The following is a 16,578-nucleotide window of genomic DNA, read 5'->3' as shown; positions in this document are numbered from 1 at the left end:
CCGCCCTTTGAAAATCACACAGGATTAAGCCTGGGCCTTTTCAATGAACTTTACTGCGTCGCCGACCGTAAGGATCGAGTCTGCTGCGTCGTCCGGAATTTCTACGCCGAATTCTTCTTCGAAGGCCATGACCAGTTCGACCGTGTCGAGCGAGTCAGCGCCCAGATCGTCGATAAAGCTGGCGCTCTCGACAACCTTCTCGGCGTCGACGCCAAGATGATCAATAACAATTTTCTTTACGCGTTCTGCGATATCGCTCATGTCGGTTTCCTCGACCTTATATCCTGATGAGAATGCCTTCCGGCATCCCTACCCTGGTTCAGCCTTCGGCGCCCTCTCGGCACTTTCAGCAAACTCGTTAGCCCGGCTCTCTAAGATGTTCCCCGCTGGCAAAACGCCCGCCGGTCCGCCTTGTTTCCCGGAACGACTGTGACAGTCATGGCCCGCTTAACACGGTTTATGTCTGCCGCAAAGCCTGAAAATCAACCCTGTTCCATTGCTCAACACGCTATTCCATCGAAAAACGCAAACAGGGCCAGTTTCTGTTTCAGATCATGGCCATGCCGCCGTTTACGTGCAGCGTCTGACCCGTCATATAGGCGGCTTCCGAGGAGGCGAGATAGGCAACGGCGGACGCCACTTCGCCACCCGTGCCCATGCGCTTCATCGGGATTGCCCCCATGATCGCTTCCTTCTGCTTGTCGTTCAGCTTGCCGGTCATGGCGGATTCGATGAAGCCCGGCGCGACGCAATTGACGGTCACGTTGCGCGTCGCGATCTCCTGGGCGAGTGACTTGGTGAAGCCGATCATGCCGGCCTTGGAGGCGCAATAGTTAGCCTGGCCCGGGTTGCCGGTGACGCCGACCACCGAGGTGATGTTGATGATGCGGCCGTAGCGGCGGCGCATCATCGGATGCGTCAGTTCGCGCGTCAGGCGGAACATCGCTGTCAGGTTGACCTCGATGACGTTATCCCAGTCCTCGTCGCTCATCCGGACAAAGAGGCCGTCCTTGGTGATGCCTGCGTTGTTCACCAGAATATCGACGCCTTCGAGTTCGGCTTCGGCCCCGACGCCGAGTGCCTTGACCTCGTCACGGTCGGAGAGGTTCGCCGGGAATATCTTGACGCGGTCGCCAAGCTCGTTTGCCAGCGCTTCGAGCTTTTCGACGCGCGTGCCGTGAAGGCCGACGACGGCGCCCTGTTTGTGGAGAATGCGGGCGATTTCCTCGCCGATGCCGCCGGATGCACCGGTAACGAGCGCCTTGCGGCCGGAAAGATCGAGCATGGATGCGTTCCTTATATCTGGTGAAACCAATCAGGCCATGAGGGCGGCGACGGCCGCGTCGATATCGGCGGGCGTATTGACGGCAATGCCGTTCACCGTCTTGTCGATGCGGCGCGCAAGGCCGGTCAGCACCTTGCCGGCGCCGAGTTCATAAAGCGTCGTGACATTGTTTGCGGCAAACCATTCTACCGTTTCGCGCCAGCGGACCTGGCCGGTGACCTGCTCGACGAGGAGCCTGGCAATCTCATCGGCGTCTGTCACCGGCGCGGCGCGAACGTTGGCAATCAGTGGCACGACCGGGTTGGACTTCGAAACGCCCGCGAGCGCTTCGCGCATCGCCTCGGCAGCCGGCGCCATCAGCGAGGAGTGGAAAGGAGCTGAAACCGGCAGAAGGATCGCACGCTTGGCGCCCTTCTCGGTTGCCAGTGCCGCGCCCTTTTCGACCGCGGCCTTTTCGCCGGAGATGACGATCTGGCCGCCGCCGTTATCGTTGGCGATCTGGCAGGCACCAGCGGCCGAAGCAGCTTCGCAAACGGCCACGACATCGGCATGTTCCAGCCCGATGATCGCCGCCATGGCACCAACGCCGACAGGAACGGCAGCCTGCATGGCGTTGCCGCGAATACGCAGCAGACGCGCGGTTTCGGCGAGTGAGAAGGTGCCCGCGGCACAGAGCGCGGAATATTCGCCGAGCGAATGACCGGCAACATAGGACACCTTCGACTTGAGATCGAGACCCTTCGCCTGGAGGACACGGACCACCGCAAGCGATACCGCCATCAGCGCCGGCTGGGCATTGGCCGTCAGCGTCAGCGTATCTTCCGGGCCTTCGAACATGATTGTTGAAAGCTTTTCTTCGAGCGCATCGTCAACCTCTTCGAAGACGGAACGGGCCTCGGAAAAATTTTCCGCGAGTTCCTTGCCCATGCCCACGGCCTGGCTTCCCTGGCCGGGAAATGTGAAAGCGACGGTCATCTAATGTCCCTTATTATGTCAATTTGGACTATTTCGCCTCCAATTGACGTTCTTGCGGGCAGAGTCAATAGCGCTGCCAGGGACCTCAGAGCCTTTTGCAGGCGCGAAAAGCCGCGATTTTTTTCTTGCGCTTGCGCAATTCACGCCTAAATTTGCGCCGCCCTCCCCGGCTACGTCCGCTCATCCGTTTTCAAGGTTCCAATGAAGTTTAACAGATTAGGCCGCACCGATATTTCCGTTTCGCAAATCTGCCTCGGCACCATGACGTGGGGCACGCAGAACACCGAAACCGAAGCGCATGAGCAGATGGATTACGCCGTCGAGAACGGCGTAAATTTCTTCGATACCGCCGAGCTCTACCCGACAACTCCCCTTTCAGCGGAAACCCAGGGGCGCACCGAGGACTATATCGGCAGCTGGTTCGCAACGACGGGCAAGCGCAACGACATCGTGCTGGCGACAAAGGTCGCAGGGCCTGGACGTTCCTATATCCGGGGCGGCCAAGGTGCCGACGCCAAGAATATCAAGCATGCCGTCGAAGCAAGTCTCAAGCGGCTGCAGACCGATTACATCGATCTCTACCAAATTCATTGGCCGAGCCGTGGGCATTTCCACTTCCGGCAGAACTGGCACTACGACCCCTTCAAGCAGGATCGCGCAAAGGCGGTCGCCAACATCACCGATATCCTCGAGACGATGGATATGCTCGTGAAGGAAGGCAAGGTGCGCGCCGTCGGCCTGTCCAATGAAACTGCATGGGGCACGCAGAAATACCTGACGCTCTCCGAGCAGAAGGGCCTTCCACGCGTCGCCAGCATCCAGAACGAATACAGCCTGCTCTACCGCCACTTCGACCTGGACATGGCGGAACTGTCGCATCACGAGGATGTCGGCCTGCTCGCCTATTCACCGCTTGCGGCTGGCCTGCTCACCGGAAAATATCTCGATGGCGCCAGGCCAGAAGGATCGCGCGCGACGATCAACGGCGATCTCGGCGGCCGGTTGCAGCCGCTGCAGGAAGCGCCCACCAGGGCCTGTGTCGAGATTGCAGCGAAGCACGGGCTTGATCCGGCAGCCATGGCGCTTGCCTTCTGCCTCACCCGCCGCTTCATGACCTCCGTCATCATCGGCGCAACGACGATGGACCAGCTGAAGATCGACCTGAGCGCCGTCGAGGTTAAACTCTCGAGCGACGTCCTCTCCGAGATCGAAAAGGTCCACCGGCGGTATCCGATGCCGCTGTGACGAGTGCTCCGGGCTTCGGATAAACCAAGCGCGGAACATCTGTTTCCAGCGCTACGGTGATGACCGCTTCCAGGTCGGTGTCTGTCGCATCCCTTCGGCCAAGCGCTCATAGAAAGCCGGAGCGGGTTCAATGCCGGAGCAGGTTCCTGGCCTGTCGGATCTCATCGAATTCCAGCGCGCCCACGACTGTATCGCGATAGAACGGTTTTGACGGCGCGCAAGCCTGTGGGCGAGATCATTGCTGGGCGCTGCGAACGAAAAGCCCGACGTTCGGCCATGGACAACTCCTTTCTGACATGTGCAGAATTTGCCCTCAAGATGACTGCAAACGGCAGATGGCCCTGCTTAATTGCAGCCGAACCCTTGCCTTACGCAGAAAAATCCGTATAAGCGCCCCTGTTCGCAAACCCGGTCTTCTGGCTGGTGGCTGAACGGAGGGCCGGTTTCCTCGGAAATCGTTCGGAACGGAAGCGTTCCAGCCTCCCGTGTCTCCGCTCTCGACCGTCTCGGAAACGCTTTTCTTGCCTGGGTTCAGCCCAATCAGGAGCAGTCGTTGAGGCTTAGCCGCCGAATATCGGGTTGAACCAACGCAAGAAAGGCAAAGCTGTCATGGCTCTTTATGAACATGTATTCCTTGCCCGGCAGGATATTTCCGCTCAGCAGGTCGATGCCCTCGTAGAACAGTACAAGGGCGTGATCGAAGCTAACGGCGGCAAAGTCGGGCGCATCGAAAACTGGGGTCTTAAGTCCCTCACCTACCGCATCAAGAAGAACCGCAAGGCTCACTACGCCCTGATGGACATCGATGCACCGGCAGCGGCCGTCCAGGAAATGGAACGCCAGATGCGCATCAGCGAAGATGTTCTGCGTTACATGACGCTCGCTGTCGAAAAGCACGAAGAAGGCCCGTCTGCCATGATGCAGAAGCGCGACCGCGACGACCGCGGCCCGCGTGACGGCGCCCGTGGCCCGCGCGAAGGCGGTTTCGACCGTGGCCCGCGCCCGCCGCGTGAAGGTGGCTTCGGCGACCGTGAAGACCGTCCGCGCCGTCCGCGCGAAGACCGCGTATAAGGAGATTTGAGATATGTCTGAAGCTTCCTCCGCTCCGGTCCGCCGCCCGTTCCACCGCCGCCGCAAGACCTGCCCGTTCTCGGGCGCGAATGCTCCGCGGATCGACTACAAGGACGTCCGTCTTCTGCAGCGTTACATTTCCGAGCGCGGCAAGATCGTTCCGTCCCGCATCACGGCTGTGTCGCAGAAGAAGCAGCGCGAACTCGCCCAGGCGATCAAGCGCGCCCGCTTCCTCGGCCTGCTGCCTTACGTCGTGGCTTAATTTGCTATCGCGACCCTCTGGTCCCAAACCAGAGGGTCGCGTCCCTTCCGCGATGGGCGCGGATCGGAATCGTGAAAACCCATGTTGAGGCGGTGTTCTGAATTTGATTCAGGATACATCCTCTAACTGCTTGATGAAGCAGGACAGCGACGTGACCAAAATGAACTTCAAGAGGCTGCTGACCGGCGCGCTCGCCGGATTGACCGCCGCGCTCCTGGCGCTCGGCGCGAGCGTCCAGTTGTCGTTCAGCGCCCTGCTCTACGCCGCTTCCGCCCTTCCCATCCTTCTCGTGGGTCTCGGCTGGGGCAATGCCGCGGCAATCTCTGCCGTCGTCACCGCTGCCGCCTTCGGTGCTGTCGCCGGCTCTCCGGCTTTCGCGCTGATGATGACGCTGGTGACGCTGATTCCCGCCGGCTGGATCAGCCACCTGGCAAACCTTGCCCGCCCCGCCGCCGAGCTCGGCGGCCCGGAACACCTGACGGCCTGGTATCCGCTCTCCGACATCCTGCTGCATCTCTGCGGCCTGGTGACGCTCGCCGTCATCGTGACCGGCTACATGATCGGCTATGGCCCGGAACTTATCGGCCAGATGGTCGACGCACTTTTCGGTTCCTTTGCGCAGCAACAGCCGGATTTCACTTTCAATGACACGGCCACCGCGCAGACCAAGTCGCTGCTGCTCCTGATGCTGCCAGCCATTCAGGGCGCGATGTGGGTGCTGATGCTGTTTGCGGCCTACTATATCGCGGCACGCATCGTGAATGCGTCGGGCCGCGCGCTTCGCCCGCGCGAAGACATTCCGTCGGCGCTGCGCATGAACCGCAACGCGATCTTCGTCTTCCTCGCTGGTCTTGCCGCCACCTTCTTCGGCGGCGTTCCGGCGATGATCGGAGCAACTGTCGTCGGCACCTTTGGCGCCGGCTTCCTGCTTTCCGGCTTCGCCGCGCTGCATTTCCGCACGCGCGGCAAGGACTGGCGCCTGCCGGCGCTCGTCCTCTGCTACCTGGCATCGCTCGTTCTGATGCTGCCAGTTTTTTTCATTCTTATCGTCGGTCTGTCCGATACGCGCAAGGCGATTGCCCTGACCCCGAACAAGAATGCCGATGCCCCTCAATCCACAGACAAGAAAACCTAGAGACACGAAAGGAAAACGAAGATGGAAGTCATTCTTCTCGAACGCATCTCCAAGCTCGGCCAGATGGGCGAAACCGTCAAGGTTCGCGACGGGTTTGCACGCAACTACCTCCTGCCGCTCGGCAAGGCACTGCGCGCCAACGCCGCCAACAAGGCCCGTTTCGAATCCGAACGCGCAACGCTCGAAGCCCGCAACCTCGAACGCAAGTCGGAAGCCCAGAAGGTCGCCGATGTCCTCGACGGCAAGTCCTTCATCGTCGTTCGTTCTGCCGGCGAAACAGGCCAGCTCTACGGCTCGGTTGCTGCCCGCGACGTCGTTGAAATCCTGGCCGCCGAAGGCTTCAACATCGGCCGCAACCAGGTTCACCTGAACACGCCGATCAAGGCGATCGGTATCCACAAGGTCGAACTGCAGCTTCACGCCGAAGTCGAAATCCACGTCAATCTCAACGTTGCCCGCTCCGCCGACGAAGCCGAGCGCCAGGCAAAGGGCGAGACGCTCACCTCCGTCGACGCCATCTACGGCGTTGATGAAGACGCCCTTCGCGCGGAAGACTTCTTCGATCCGGATGCCGACGGCAACGCCGAAGACGAAGCATAAGCTTCGCAAGCATACTTCACAAAGCAGAAGCCCGGCTCCAGGCCGGGCTTCTTGCATTTGTCAGTTGGCGGCGGTTCTCATTGCCCCCGAACTGCCAGGAGGTTTGCCTGCATGGCGCGGATGACACTCAGCGTCGTCCTCAAGTCACTTTCGGAAATGCCGGCGACGACCCGGGCGCGCACCTCTGCGGCGAGATCCTCGACCTCACCGGCGACGGCCCTTCCCGCATCCGTTATGTAGATCTCCTTGGCGCGCCGATCGGAACCGGCGACGCGGCGTTCCACGAAGCCTTGCGCCTCCATTGCGTCCAGGATCCGGACCAGCGTCGGCGTTTCGAGTTCCAGCCGTTCGGCCAGTTCTCGCTGATTGATGCCGTCCTTCTTGTTGAGCGTAAAAAAGACTCGCGCGCGCGGCAGTGTCATGTTTCTCTCACGCACGAGGGAATCGAACGTCGCTCTCAATTTTCGGGTAAACGCAGCGATGTCCTCAATGAGTTCCCGCCTGAGAAGCATATTCGCCATAGATTCCCCATTATTTAGTTAGCGCACTAATTATATTTCCTCTGTCTAATTGAGTTCAGACGTCTTTTCAAGTGCCACGCTCAAGGCATCCAGGCTAAAATATTATCGGTTGGAATGAGTCGCGGTCTTTATGCCGTGTCCTCAAGGTGACATCGGCAATATTTTCTCCCTGGCGGCCATCAGCGCTGTGGAGAAGTCGAACAATGTGCAAAGCGTTACGGATTTCACGACAGGCCCAAGGCTGTTGCTGAGCTGCACTTGCATTTGCCTTGGCGAGCCTTCAAATCCGGGAACGGAAAAGACAGAACGGATCAAGATGAACGACGCCGCGCGAAAGATTACCGCCGTTGCTGCAGCGGAGCAGCATTACCGCGAAGCACCTAACAACATCGAAGCCGAGCAGGCGCTTTTGGGTGCCATCCTGATGAACAACGACGCCTATTACCGGGTGTCCGACTTCCTGAAGCCGATTCATCTCTATGAACCGCTCCACCGCAAGATTTTCGAAGTCGCGGGCGACATCATCCGTATGGGCAAGATCGCCAATCCAGTGACGATCAAGACCTTCCTGAAGGCCGACGAGAAGGTCGGCGACATGACTGTCTCCGAATATCTCGCGCGCCTTGCCCGCGAAGCCGTGACGATCATCAACGCCGAGGACTACGGGCGCGCGATCTACGATCTGGCGCTGCGCCGGGCGCTGATCACCATCGGCGAGGACATGGTCAACATCGCCTATGACGCGCCGCTCGACATGCCGCCGCAGACGCAGATCGAAGATACCGAGCGCCGCCTCTTCGAGCTTGCCGAAAATGGCCGCTACGACGGCGGCTTCCAGGCCTTCAACGACGCCGTGGCGCTGGCGATCGACATGGCGGCAGTCGCCAAGGAACGCGACGGCGGCCTCTCGGGCATTTCGACCGGCATTCATTCGCTCGATTCGAAGATGGGCGGACTGCAGCGCTCCGACTTGATTATCCTTGCCGGACGTCCGGGGATGGGCAAGACCTCGCTTGCGACCAATATCGCCTACAATATCGCCGCCGCCTATGAGGGCGAAGTCCAATCCGACGGCAGCATGAAGGCGAAGAACGGTGGCGTCGTCGGGTTCTACTCGCTCGAAATGTCGTCGGAGCAGCTCGCCACCCGCATCATCTCCGAGCAGACGGAAGTCTCCTCCTCGAAAATCCGCCGCGGTGACATCAACGACGCGGACTTCGAAAAACTCGTCGCCTGCTCGATGATGATGCAGAAGGTGCCGCTCTACATCGACCAGACCGGCGGCATCTCCATCGCCCAGCTTGCCGCCCGCGCCCGGCGGCTTAAGCGCCAGCGCGGCCTCGACGTGCTGGTCGTCGACTACGTGCAGCTGATGACCGGCTCGGGCAAGTCGAACGAGAACCGCGTCCAGGAAATCACCCAGATCACCACCGGCCTGAAAGCCCTCGGCAAGGAACTGAACGTTCCCATCATCGCGCTCTCACAGCTTTCGCGTCAGGTCGAAAGCCGCGACGACAAGCGCCCGCAGCTCTCCGACCTGCGTGAATCGGGCTCGATCGAGCAGGACGCCGACGTCGTGCTCTTCGTGTTCCGCGAGGAATATTACGTCAAGAACATGGAACCCCGCGATCCGGCTGATCCGAAATATGCGGAGTGGGAAGCGCTGTTCGACAAGGTGAAGGGCACGGCGGACGTCATCATCGCCAAGCAGCGTCACGGACCGACCGGAACAGTAAAGCTTGCCTTCCAGGCGGAGTTCACGCGCTTTGCCGACCTCGCCGACCCGTCCTTCATTCAGTACGAGGAACACTAGCAATTCCATTTCTTGCTGCAGTGCGGCGGCGGACTTCCTATTGACCAAATTGACCTTTAGACTGGCCGGAGACTCATCTCCGGCCGTTTTTTTAATGTGGATTCATGACTGAAATTTCCGCCGCCTCCGAAGAAGACAGGTTTGCTTCCGCCGGCGTGCGTCTGACTGTCGACCTGACTGCGCTGACGGAAAACTGGCGGGACATGGCACGGCGCTCCAAAAGGGCGCGCGCATCCGCGGTTGTGAAGGCGGACGCCTATGGCATGGGCATCGAGGACGCTGGGGAAGCGCTCTACATCGCGGGTGCCCGCGACTTCTTCGTCGCAACGGTCGATGAGGGCGTGACGCTGCGCCTCTACGCGCCCGATGCACGCATCTTCGTGCTCGCCGGCGTCTGGCCAGGCACTGAGCGACGCTTCTTTGAAAACGACCTCGTGCCGGTCGTCTCCTCCGAGGAACAGCTCGCCTTTTGGATGGCGGTGCTTTCGGAGTATGGCGACTACCCTTGCGCGCTGCATGTCGACACCGGCTTCAACCGGCTCGGCCTTCATATCGACGAAGCGCTTGCGCTGGCTGATGACGTCTCCCGTCCGGCCAGCTTCGCCCCGGTTCTAGTCATGAGCCATCTCGCCTGCGGCGACGATCCGTCATCGCAGATGAACAAGCAGCAGCTCGAATCATTCCGCAAGGTTAGCGCCGCATATGAAGGTATCGAATCAAGCCTCGCAGCATCCGGCGGCATTTTTCTCGGCGAGGATTATCATTTCGACCTGACGCGCCCCGGCATTGCCATCTACGGCGGCGAAGCGGTGAGCGGCATGGCCAACCCCATGCGGCCGGTTGCGACCGCGGAGGCCCGCGTGATCCAGGTCCGCACCGTGCGCGCTGGCGAATCCGTGAGTTACGGCCGGGCGCTGAAGCTTGACCGCGATAGCCGCCTCGCCATCGTTTCCGCCGGTTATGCCGACGGCTACATGCGAAGCCAGTCGAGCGGCGGCGTCCCGCTTCGCCAAGTCGTGCCGCAGGGCGGCCAAGGCTTCTTTGAGGGCTACACCGTGCCGGTCGCCGGGCGCATCACCATGGATCTTTCCATCTTCGATGTGACCGACCTACCGGAAAACCTCATCCGTGCCGGCGATTACATCGAGCTCTTCGGCAGGAACATCCCCGTTGACGATGCGGCACGGGCGGCAGGCACGATCGGCTATGAAATGCTGGCAAGCGTCGGGTTGCGGTATGAGCGAAAATACGTCAGCGAAGAATGAGGTCCGGCTCAGCGGCTTGTCAGGGCCAGCCGCACGCCAAGGGCAACGAACAGCGCGCCAAGCCCGCGATCGAGCCAGAGGCCGACCCTCCTGTCGCGTTTGATCAGATCGGCAAGCCGGCCTCCGGCCAGGATGAGCGGCGGCTCGATGAAGGCAGCCACGACGATAATCAGCCCGCCGTGCACCGAAAGCTGTAGCCAGGCAGGCCCGGCGCCTTCGACGACGAACTGCGGCAGGAAGGCGAGAAAGAAGATCGCAACCTTCGGGTTTAGCAGCGAAACGAGCACGCCCTGCCGGTAGATCCGTCCTGAGCCCAGCCTTTCGCCTTCCGCCTTGACGAAGCCGCCCTCGCCGCTCGACCGCAGGACCTGGATGCCGAGACAGACGAGGTAGATCGCACCGAGCCACTTCACTGCCGAGAAGGCAATGGCAGAGGCGGCAAGTACCGCCGAAAGGCCGAAGGCTGCGAGGAGCGCGTGCAGGCAGGCGCCGGTCCAGATGCCGAAGACAGCCGAAAAGCCGGCACGCGTGCCGCTTTTGATCGTATGGCCGAGGATAAAAGCCATATCCGGACCCGGCGACAGGTTCAAAAGCACGGCGGCGGTGAAGAAGGCGATCCAGTGGGCGAGCGAATAATCGAGCATTTGGCGATCCGTCGGATGATCCTTCCATGCTGCCACTTGGGCGCCTGATGGGAAAATCATTAGTTTTGATCGGTCCCGCAAGCCATTATCTAGGGCAAATCTGATTCGGGCGCGCCGGCGCTCATGGACGAAAGCATCATTGATGGCGAAGGCCAGGACACAATTCATCTGCCAGAGCTGCGGTACGATCCACAACCGCTGGGCGGGCAAATGCGAGAACTGCGGCGAGTGGAACACCATCGTCGAAGAAGACCCGATGGGCGGGATCGGCGGCGGACCGGCAAGGACGCCGAAGAAGGGCCGCCCGGTGACGCTGACGGCGCTTTCCGGCGAGATCGAAGAAGCGCCGCGCATCCATACCGGCATCTCGGAACTCGACCGGGCGCTCGGCGGCGGTTTCGTGCGCGGCTCGGCGGTGCTCGTCGGCGGCGATCCAGGCATTGGCAAGTCGACGCTGCTGATGCAGGCGGCAGCAGCGCTTTCGCGCCGCGGCCACAAGATCATCTACGTCTCGGGCGAAGAGGCCGTGGCGCAGGTGCGGTTACGCGCCCAGCGCCTGCGCGCGGCCGATACTGACGTGATGCTTGCCGCGGAGACCAATGTCGAGGATATCCTCGCGACGCTCGCGGACGGCAAGCGGCCCGACCTCGTCATCATCGACTCGATCCAGACGCTCTGGAGCGAACTGGCGGAATCGGCGCCCGGAACGGTCACGCAGGTGCGCACCGGCGTGCAGTCGATGATCCGCTTCGCCAAGCAGACGGGAGCGGCCATGGTTCTCGTCGGCCACGTCACCAAGGACGGCCAGATCGCCGGTCCTCGGGTGGTGGAACACATGGTCGACGCCGTGCTCTACTTCGAAGGTGACCGCGGCCATCACTACCGCATCCTACGCACGGTCAAGAACCGCTTCGGGCCAACCGACGAGATCGGCGTCTTCGAAATGTCCGACGGCGGCCTGCGTGAAGTCGGCAATCCATCTGAACTTTTCCTCGGCGAGCGCAATGAAAAGTCGCCAGGAGCGGCGGTCTTTGCCGGCATGGAAGGAACACGCCCGATCCTCGTCGAAGTGCAGGCGCTGGTGGCGCCGACATCGCTCGGAACGCCGCGCCGCGCCGTGGTCGGCTGGGATTCCGCCAGACTTTCGATGATCCTTGCGGTGCTCGAGGCCCATTGCGGCGTTCGGCTCGGCCAGCATGACGTCTATTTGAATGTCGCCGGCGGCTATCGTATCAGCGAGCCGGCGGCTGATCTCGCTGTCGCATCGGCATTGGTTTCCTCGCTAGCCGGTATTGCTCTCCCGGCCGATTGCGTCTATTTCGGCGAAGTCAGCCTGTCGGGGGCCGTCCGTCCGGTTGCGCATACCCCTCAGCGCCTCAAAGAAGCCGAGAAGCTGGGATTTTCTGCAGCGCTGCTTCCGTCAGCCTCCGTCGATTTGCCGAAGGGTTCGGGCGGACGCTGGAGCGAGATCGAGAGCCTGCCGGATCTGGTCGTGCGCATTGCCGGATCCAAAGGTGCGCTACGACGTGTGGAAGACGAGGTTTGATCCTTTCATTGCCATGAACGGTGATGATATAGGATGCACACGAATGAGGCCCGACCGAACCGCATCACCCACGCGGCGGTCCTGGAGTTGAATTTATATGCCCATCACGATTTTCGACGGTATTGTCATCGGCGTCGTCCTCTTCTCCGCCGTTCTGGCGATGGTCCGCGGCTTTTCGCGCGAAGTGCTGTCGATCGCAAGCTGGGGCGGCTCGGCTGCCGCTGCCTACTACCTCTATCCGCACCTCGTGCCTTACGCGAAGAGGTACACCGATGATGATCGCATCGCGATCGTCGGCTCCGCCGCCGTCGTGTTCCTGATTGCGCTGATCGTCATCTCCTTCATCACCATGAAGATTGCCGATTTCATCATCGACAGCCGGATCGGCGCGCTCGACCGTACTTTGGGCTTCCTCTTCGGCGCGGCACGCGGCATACTGCTTCTCGTCGTGGCAGTGGCCTTCTGGAACTGGCTCGTCGATGCCGATCACCGGCCCTCTTGGGTGAACAACGCCAAGTCCAAGCCGTTCCTTGACTCGATGGTCGTAAAGCTGCAATCGGTCCTGCCTGAGGAATTCGCACAGATGGTGAAAGCCAGCGTGCTCGAGAAGGTTCAGCCGCCGACCGAAGGCACGCAAGGCAGCAATGCACCGGCCGGCGAACAGGCCCCGGCGGATGATACAGCGCCTGCAGGTGGCGCAGCCCCCTCGGGCGGCGCGCAGCCGCAGTCGAATTGACACAGTGTTCAACAGCTTGACCTGCCGCGTGGCAATTGCCATTTGAGCGGGACGTGACATAAGGGTCCGGCCGGGCATTTGCTCTGCCGGGCCCCCGCCGTTTAAAATGCCTGAATCCGGCATCATGCTATGGAAAAGCCGATCCATTCTTGTGAGAGCAAAGGCCCGCATCAATGAACCAGTCCCATTCCTCCACGCTCAACGATGAACTCGATGGAGATACACTCCACGAGGAATGCGGCGTCTTCGGCATTCTCGGCCATCCCGATGCAGCAACGCTGACGGCTCTCGGGCTTCACGCCCTCCAGCACCGCGGACAGGAAGCAGCCGGTATCGTCACCTTCGACGGCCGCCAGTTCCATACCGAAAAGCGCATGGGGCTCGTCGGCGACCACTACACCGATCCTGCAACGCTCGCGAAGCTGCCAGGCTTCATCTCCATCGGCCACACGCGCTATTCGACCACGGGCGAAGTGGCGCTCCGCAACGTCCAGCCGCTCTTTGCCGAACTGGAAGTCGGTGGCATCGCTGTCGCCCATAACGGCAACTTCACCAACGGCCTTACGCTTCGCCGTCAACTGATTGCCGATGGCGCCATCTGTCAGTCGACCTCGGATACCGAAGTCGTCCTCCACCTGATCGCCCGCTCGAAACAGGCCTCCTCTTCTGACCGCTTCATCGATGCGATCCGCCAGATGGAAGGCGGCTATTCGATGCTGGCCATGACCCGCACGAAGCTGATCGCCGCGCGCGACCCGATCGGCATCCGTCCGCTCGTCATGGGCGAGCTCGACGGCAAGCCGATCTTCTGTTCGGAGACCTGTGCACTCGACATCATAGGCGCGAAATACATCCGCGACGTCGAGAACGGCGAAGTTGTCATCTGCGAAATCCAGCCAGACGGCTCGATCACCATCGACGCCCGCAAGCCCGAAGCGCCGAAGCGGGAGCGTCTCTGCCTCTTCGAATTTGTTTACTTCGCTCGCCCTGATTCCGTCGTCGGAGGCCGCAGCATCTATGTCGCCCGCAAGAACATGGGCATCAATCTCGCCAAGGAGGCCCCGGTCGATGCCGATGTCGTCGTGCCGGTTCCCGACGGCGGTACGCCGGCAGCGCTCGGTTACGCTCAGCAGAGCGGCATTCCTTTCGAATACGGCATCATCCGCAACCACTACGTCGGCCGTACCTTCATTGAGCCGACGCAGCAGATCCGCGCCTTCGGTGTCAAACTGAAGCATTCGGCCAACCGGGCGATGATCCAAGGCAAGCGCGTCGTCCTCGTCGACGATTCGATTGTGCGCGGCACCACCTCTCTGAAGATCGTCCAGATGATCCGCGACGCAGGCGCCAAGGAAGTCCATATCCGCGTCGCAAGCCCGATGATCTATTTCCCGGACTTCTACGGCATCGATACGCCGGACGCCGACAAGCTGCTTGCCAACCAGTACAACAGTCTGAAGGCGATGTGCGATTACATCGGCGCCGATTCGCTCGAATTCCTCTCGATCGACGGGCTTTATCGTGCGGTCGGCGGGGAAGACCGCAACAACGAGAATCCGCAGTTCACCGACCACTATTTCACCGGCGACTACCCGACGCGGCTGCTCGACAAGGAAAGCACGAGCAACGTGCGCAAGCTCGCCGTGATGGCCAGCAACGGTTAAGGGACTTCATAAATCTGAATGAATGCCGGCGCCTCCTCTTTTCCTCATTGCATTGGGGTGGGATGCGTTTCCGCGCAACCGACACGGACGACACGATCATGACCATCGACCTCAAAAACCGCATCGCACTCGTCACCGGTGCATCGCGTGGCATCGGCTATTTCACGGCACTGGAATTGGCAAAGGCCGGAGCCCACGTGATCGCCTGCGCCCGCACGGTCGGCGGCCTCGAGGAGCTTGACGACGCGATCAAGGCTGCGGGCGGCAGCGCCACACTCGTACCTTTCGATCTTGCGGATATGAACGCCATCGACGCGCTCGGCGCCTCGATCTTCGAGCGCTGGGGCAAGCTCGACATCCTCGTAGCCAATGCCGGCGTGCTCGGTGTCGTCTCGCCGATCGGCCATATCGAGGCGAAGACCTTCGAGAAGGTGATGAACATCAACGTCACGGCCACCTGGCGGCTGATCCGCTCCGTCGATCCGCTGCTGACGCGCTCGGACGCCGGCCGCGCCGTGATCATCTCTTCGGCTGCCGCTCACAAATGCCGGCCTTTCTGGGGGCCCTACTCCGCGTCGAAAGCCGCGGTCGAAGCGCTCGCCCGCACCTGGGCCGGCGAAAGTCGGTCGACGGGTCTTCGCATCACCAGCGTCGATCCCGGCGCCACCCGCACCGCCATGCGCGCCCAGGCCGTGCCCGGCGAAGATCCCGCGACGCTGCCGCATCCTTCCGAAGTCGCCAAGGCGATCCTACCGCTCGTCGGCCCGGATGTAACCGAGACGGGCAAGCTCTTCATCGTCCGAAAGAACAGGCTCGTAGATTACCGGCTGCCGGAATAACGACTACCGGCCGGCTGTTTCAGTGAACAGCGCCGCAAGGCCCGTTTCTGTGGGGCAGAGCGCGTTGAGGTCAACCGGTCCCTCGATGCCATCGACTTTGCCGTTGTCGGCAAACTGCCATATCGACCAGCGGCCGCATTTTTCCTGCTCAGGTTCTTTGAATACGCTGCGCAGCCAGAGATAATGATCCGGGAAGCTCGATTCGTTGCCTTTCAGATATAGGTCGAAGAATTCCTGCGTGACGTAGAATATCGGCTTTCCCGGATGTGTGCTCCTGATCTCGGCCAGGAAGGCGTTGACCTCGGCGGTCAGCTGCTCGACCGTCGGAATTTTGTCGCAGTTGCCGACAAATTCGAGATCGATCGCAATGGGCAGCGTGCCCTGCTCGTTGGGAACTGTTTCCAGTACGTTCTGCGCCTGCTCACGGCCCGGACGGCAAAAGGTGAAGAAGTGATATGCCCCGCGCACGATGCCGGCCTCTTTTGCGGCCTGCCAGTTCCGGGCAAATCGCGTGTCCTTATGATCCCCGCCCTCTGTCGCCTTCATGATGGCGAAGCGGACATTCAGTTGAGCGGCGAGCTTCTTCCAGTCGATGTCGCCCTGATGGTGGCTAACGTCGATGCCCTGGATCGGATAGTCCTTGATGGATGGATGATTGAAGCGGATCATGCCGAAATCGTAAGCCAAATAGGAAGCGGATGCGACCGCTAGAATCGCCGCACCGATGACGGCTCGTTGCACTGCTTTCTTCACTGATGCTCTCTCGCTCCACCGCTTCCGTCTTTGGCTAGAAAAGGCTTGCACTGGAAAGATGGCGGATGATTTGCCATGCCAGCCCTGCACTTGCGTTCGCGACGCTCGTCGCTTACGCAGCACTTGACCAAACATCGTTCCCGCGCCATAAAACCCGCCATGAAAACGGTTACCTGCATTATCTGCCGGAAGATTATTCGCTAGCGCGCTCGCTGGCCTGGCCG

17 protein-coding genes and 1 pseudogene are annotated in these 16,578 nt (G+C 60.9%); 11 read left to right on the top strand and 7 right to left on the bottom strand.

Features of this window, described 5'->3' with window-relative positions; translation table 11 throughout:
- Positions 1–24: 24 nt before the first annotated feature.
- From A3C3_RS0111175 to fabD, 3 genes are all read right to left on the bottom strand, one after another.
- A complete protein-coding gene (locus A3C3_RS0111175; protein WP_022714691.1) occupies positions 25–261 on the bottom strand; it encodes an acyl carrier protein in 237 nt (78 codons plus the stop codon).
- Between the two features lie 286 nt (positions 262–547).
- Positions 548–1,285, bottom strand: coding sequence for a 3-oxoacyl-[acyl-carrier-protein] reductase (gene fabG / locus A3C3_RS0111170; protein ID WP_022714690.1), 738 nt, complete (start codon positions 1,283–1,285; stop codon positions 548–550).
- Positions 1,286–1,315: 30 nt separating this feature from the next.
- Positions 1,316–2,260: an ACP S-malonyltransferase gene (fabD, locus tag A3C3_RS0111165; protein ID WP_022714689.1), complete on the bottom strand. Its 945-nt coding sequence runs from the start codon at positions 2,258–2,260 to the stop codon at positions 1,316–1,318.
- 201 nt (positions 2,261–2,461) lie between these two features.
- Between fabD and A3C3_RS0111160 the strand changes: the two genes are divergently transcribed.
- Positions 2,462–3,505 (top strand): aldo/keto reductase, encoded by a 1,044-nt coding sequence (locus tag A3C3_RS0111160; protein WP_022714688.1) that lies wholly within the window; start codon positions 2,462–2,464, stop codon positions 3,503–3,505.
- 58 nt (positions 3,506–3,563) lie between these two features.
- Here the strand turns inward: A3C3_RS0111160 and A3C3_RS48150 are convergent.
- A pseudogene (locus A3C3_RS48150) lies at positions 3,564–3,757 on the bottom strand (plasmid stabilization protein); the annotation flags it as partial.
- Between the two features lie 357 nt (positions 3,758–4,114).
- Between A3C3_RS48150 and rpsF the strand changes: the two are divergent.
- The 4 genes from rpsF to rplI all read left to right on the top strand — a co-directional run bounded on the left by rpsF (position 4,115) and on the right by rplI (position 6,573).
- The gene (gene rpsF, locus A3C3_RS0111155) at positions 4,115–4,576 is read left to right on the top strand and encodes a 30S ribosomal protein S6 (RefSeq protein ID WP_022714687.1); all 462 of its coding nucleotides are present in this window, start codon (positions 4,115–4,117) and stop codon (positions 4,574–4,576) included.
- A gap of 13 nt (positions 4,577–4,589) precedes the next feature.
- Entirely contained in the window at positions 4,590–4,838 is a 249-nt protein-coding gene (gene rpsR / locus A3C3_RS0111150) for a 30S ribosomal protein S18 (protein WP_004680498.1), read from the top strand.
- 160 nt (positions 4,839–4,998) lie between these two features.
- The gene (locus tag A3C3_RS0111145; RefSeq protein WP_376774886.1) at positions 4,999–5,973 is read left to right on the top strand and encodes a DUF2232 domain-containing protein; all 975 of its coding nucleotides are present in this window, start codon (positions 4,999–5,001) and stop codon (positions 5,971–5,973) included.
- Between the two features lie 21 nt (positions 5,974–5,994).
- Complete coding sequence (rplI, locus tag A3C3_RS0111140) at positions 5,995–6,573, top strand: 50S ribosomal protein L9 (protein WP_022714685.1); 579 nt, start codon at positions 5,995–5,997, stop codon at positions 6,571–6,573.
- Positions 6,574–6,650: 77 nt separating this feature from the next.
- Here rplI and A3C3_RS0111135 read toward each other — a convergent pair whose 3' ends face one another.
- Positions 6,651–7,094 (bottom strand): MarR family winged helix-turn-helix transcriptional regulator, encoded by a 444-nt coding sequence (locus A3C3_RS0111135; RefSeq protein ID WP_022714684.1) that lies wholly within the window; start codon positions 7,092–7,094, stop codon positions 6,651–6,653.
- 316 nt (positions 7,095–7,410) lie between these two features.
- Here A3C3_RS0111135 and A3C3_RS0111130 point away from each other — a divergent pair, with 316 nt between their 5' ends.
- Both A3C3_RS0111130 and alr read left to right on the top strand, forming a co-directional pair.
- Positions 7,411–8,907, top strand: coding sequence for a replicative DNA helicase (locus A3C3_RS0111130; RefSeq protein ID WP_028739568.1), 1,497 nt, complete (start codon positions 7,411–7,413; stop codon positions 8,905–8,907).
- Positions 8,908–9,011: 104 nt separating this feature from the next.
- The gene (gene alr, locus A3C3_RS0111125; protein WP_022714682.1) at positions 9,012–10,172 is read left to right on the top strand and encodes an alanine racemase; all 1,161 of its coding nucleotides are present in this window, start codon (positions 9,012–9,014) and stop codon (positions 10,170–10,172) included.
- Positions 10,173–10,180: 8 nt separating this feature from the next.
- Here alr and A3C3_RS0111120 read toward each other — a convergent pair whose 3' ends face one another.
- Positions 10,181–10,816, bottom strand: coding sequence for a LysE family translocator (locus tag A3C3_RS0111120; protein WP_028739567.1), 636 nt, complete (start codon positions 10,814–10,816; stop codon positions 10,181–10,183).
- Between the two features lie 142 nt (positions 10,817–10,958).
- On the opposite strand from A3C3_RS0111120, the gene radA reads away from it, so the two are divergent.
- From radA to A3C3_RS0111100, 4 genes are all read left to right on the top strand, one after another.
- A complete protein-coding gene (gene radA / locus A3C3_RS0111115) occupies positions 10,959–12,362 on the top strand; it encodes a DNA repair protein RadA (RefSeq protein ID WP_022714680.1) in 1,404 nt (467 codons plus the stop codon).
- Positions 12,363–12,459: 97 nt separating this feature from the next.
- Positions 12,460–13,098 (top strand): CvpA family protein, encoded by a 639-nt coding sequence (locus A3C3_RS0111110; protein ID WP_022714679.1) that lies wholly within the window; start codon positions 12,460–12,462, stop codon positions 13,096–13,098.
- Positions 13,099–13,271: 173 nt separating this feature from the next.
- The gene (gene purF / locus A3C3_RS0111105; protein ID WP_022714678.1) at positions 13,272–14,762 is read left to right on the top strand and encodes an amidophosphoribosyltransferase; all 1,491 of its coding nucleotides are present in this window, start codon (positions 13,272–13,274) and stop codon (positions 14,760–14,762) included.
- 98 nt (positions 14,763–14,860) lie between these two features.
- Positions 14,861–15,601 carry an SDR family NAD(P)-dependent oxidoreductase gene (locus A3C3_RS0111100; protein ID WP_028739566.1) on the top strand — a complete coding sequence of 247 codons (741 nt, stop codon included), beginning with the start codon at positions 14,861–14,863 and terminating at the stop codon, positions 15,599–15,601.
- 3 nt (positions 15,602–15,604) lie between these two features.
- Here A3C3_RS0111100 and A3C3_RS0111095 read toward each other — a convergent pair whose 3' ends face one another.
- Positions 15,605–16,354, bottom strand: a complete 750-nt coding sequence (locus A3C3_RS0111095) for a glycoside hydrolase family 25 protein (protein ID WP_028739565.1) — start codon at positions 16,352–16,354, stop codon at positions 15,605–15,607.
- Positions 16,355–16,578 lie beyond the last annotated feature (224 nt).

Source organism: Rhizobium mongolense USDA 1844, from assembly GCF_000419765.1.
GTDB lineage: Bacteria > Pseudomonadota > Alphaproteobacteria > Rhizobiales > Rhizobiaceae > Rhizobium > Rhizobium mongolense.
This window is presented reverse-complemented; position numbering and strand designations above follow the sequence as displayed.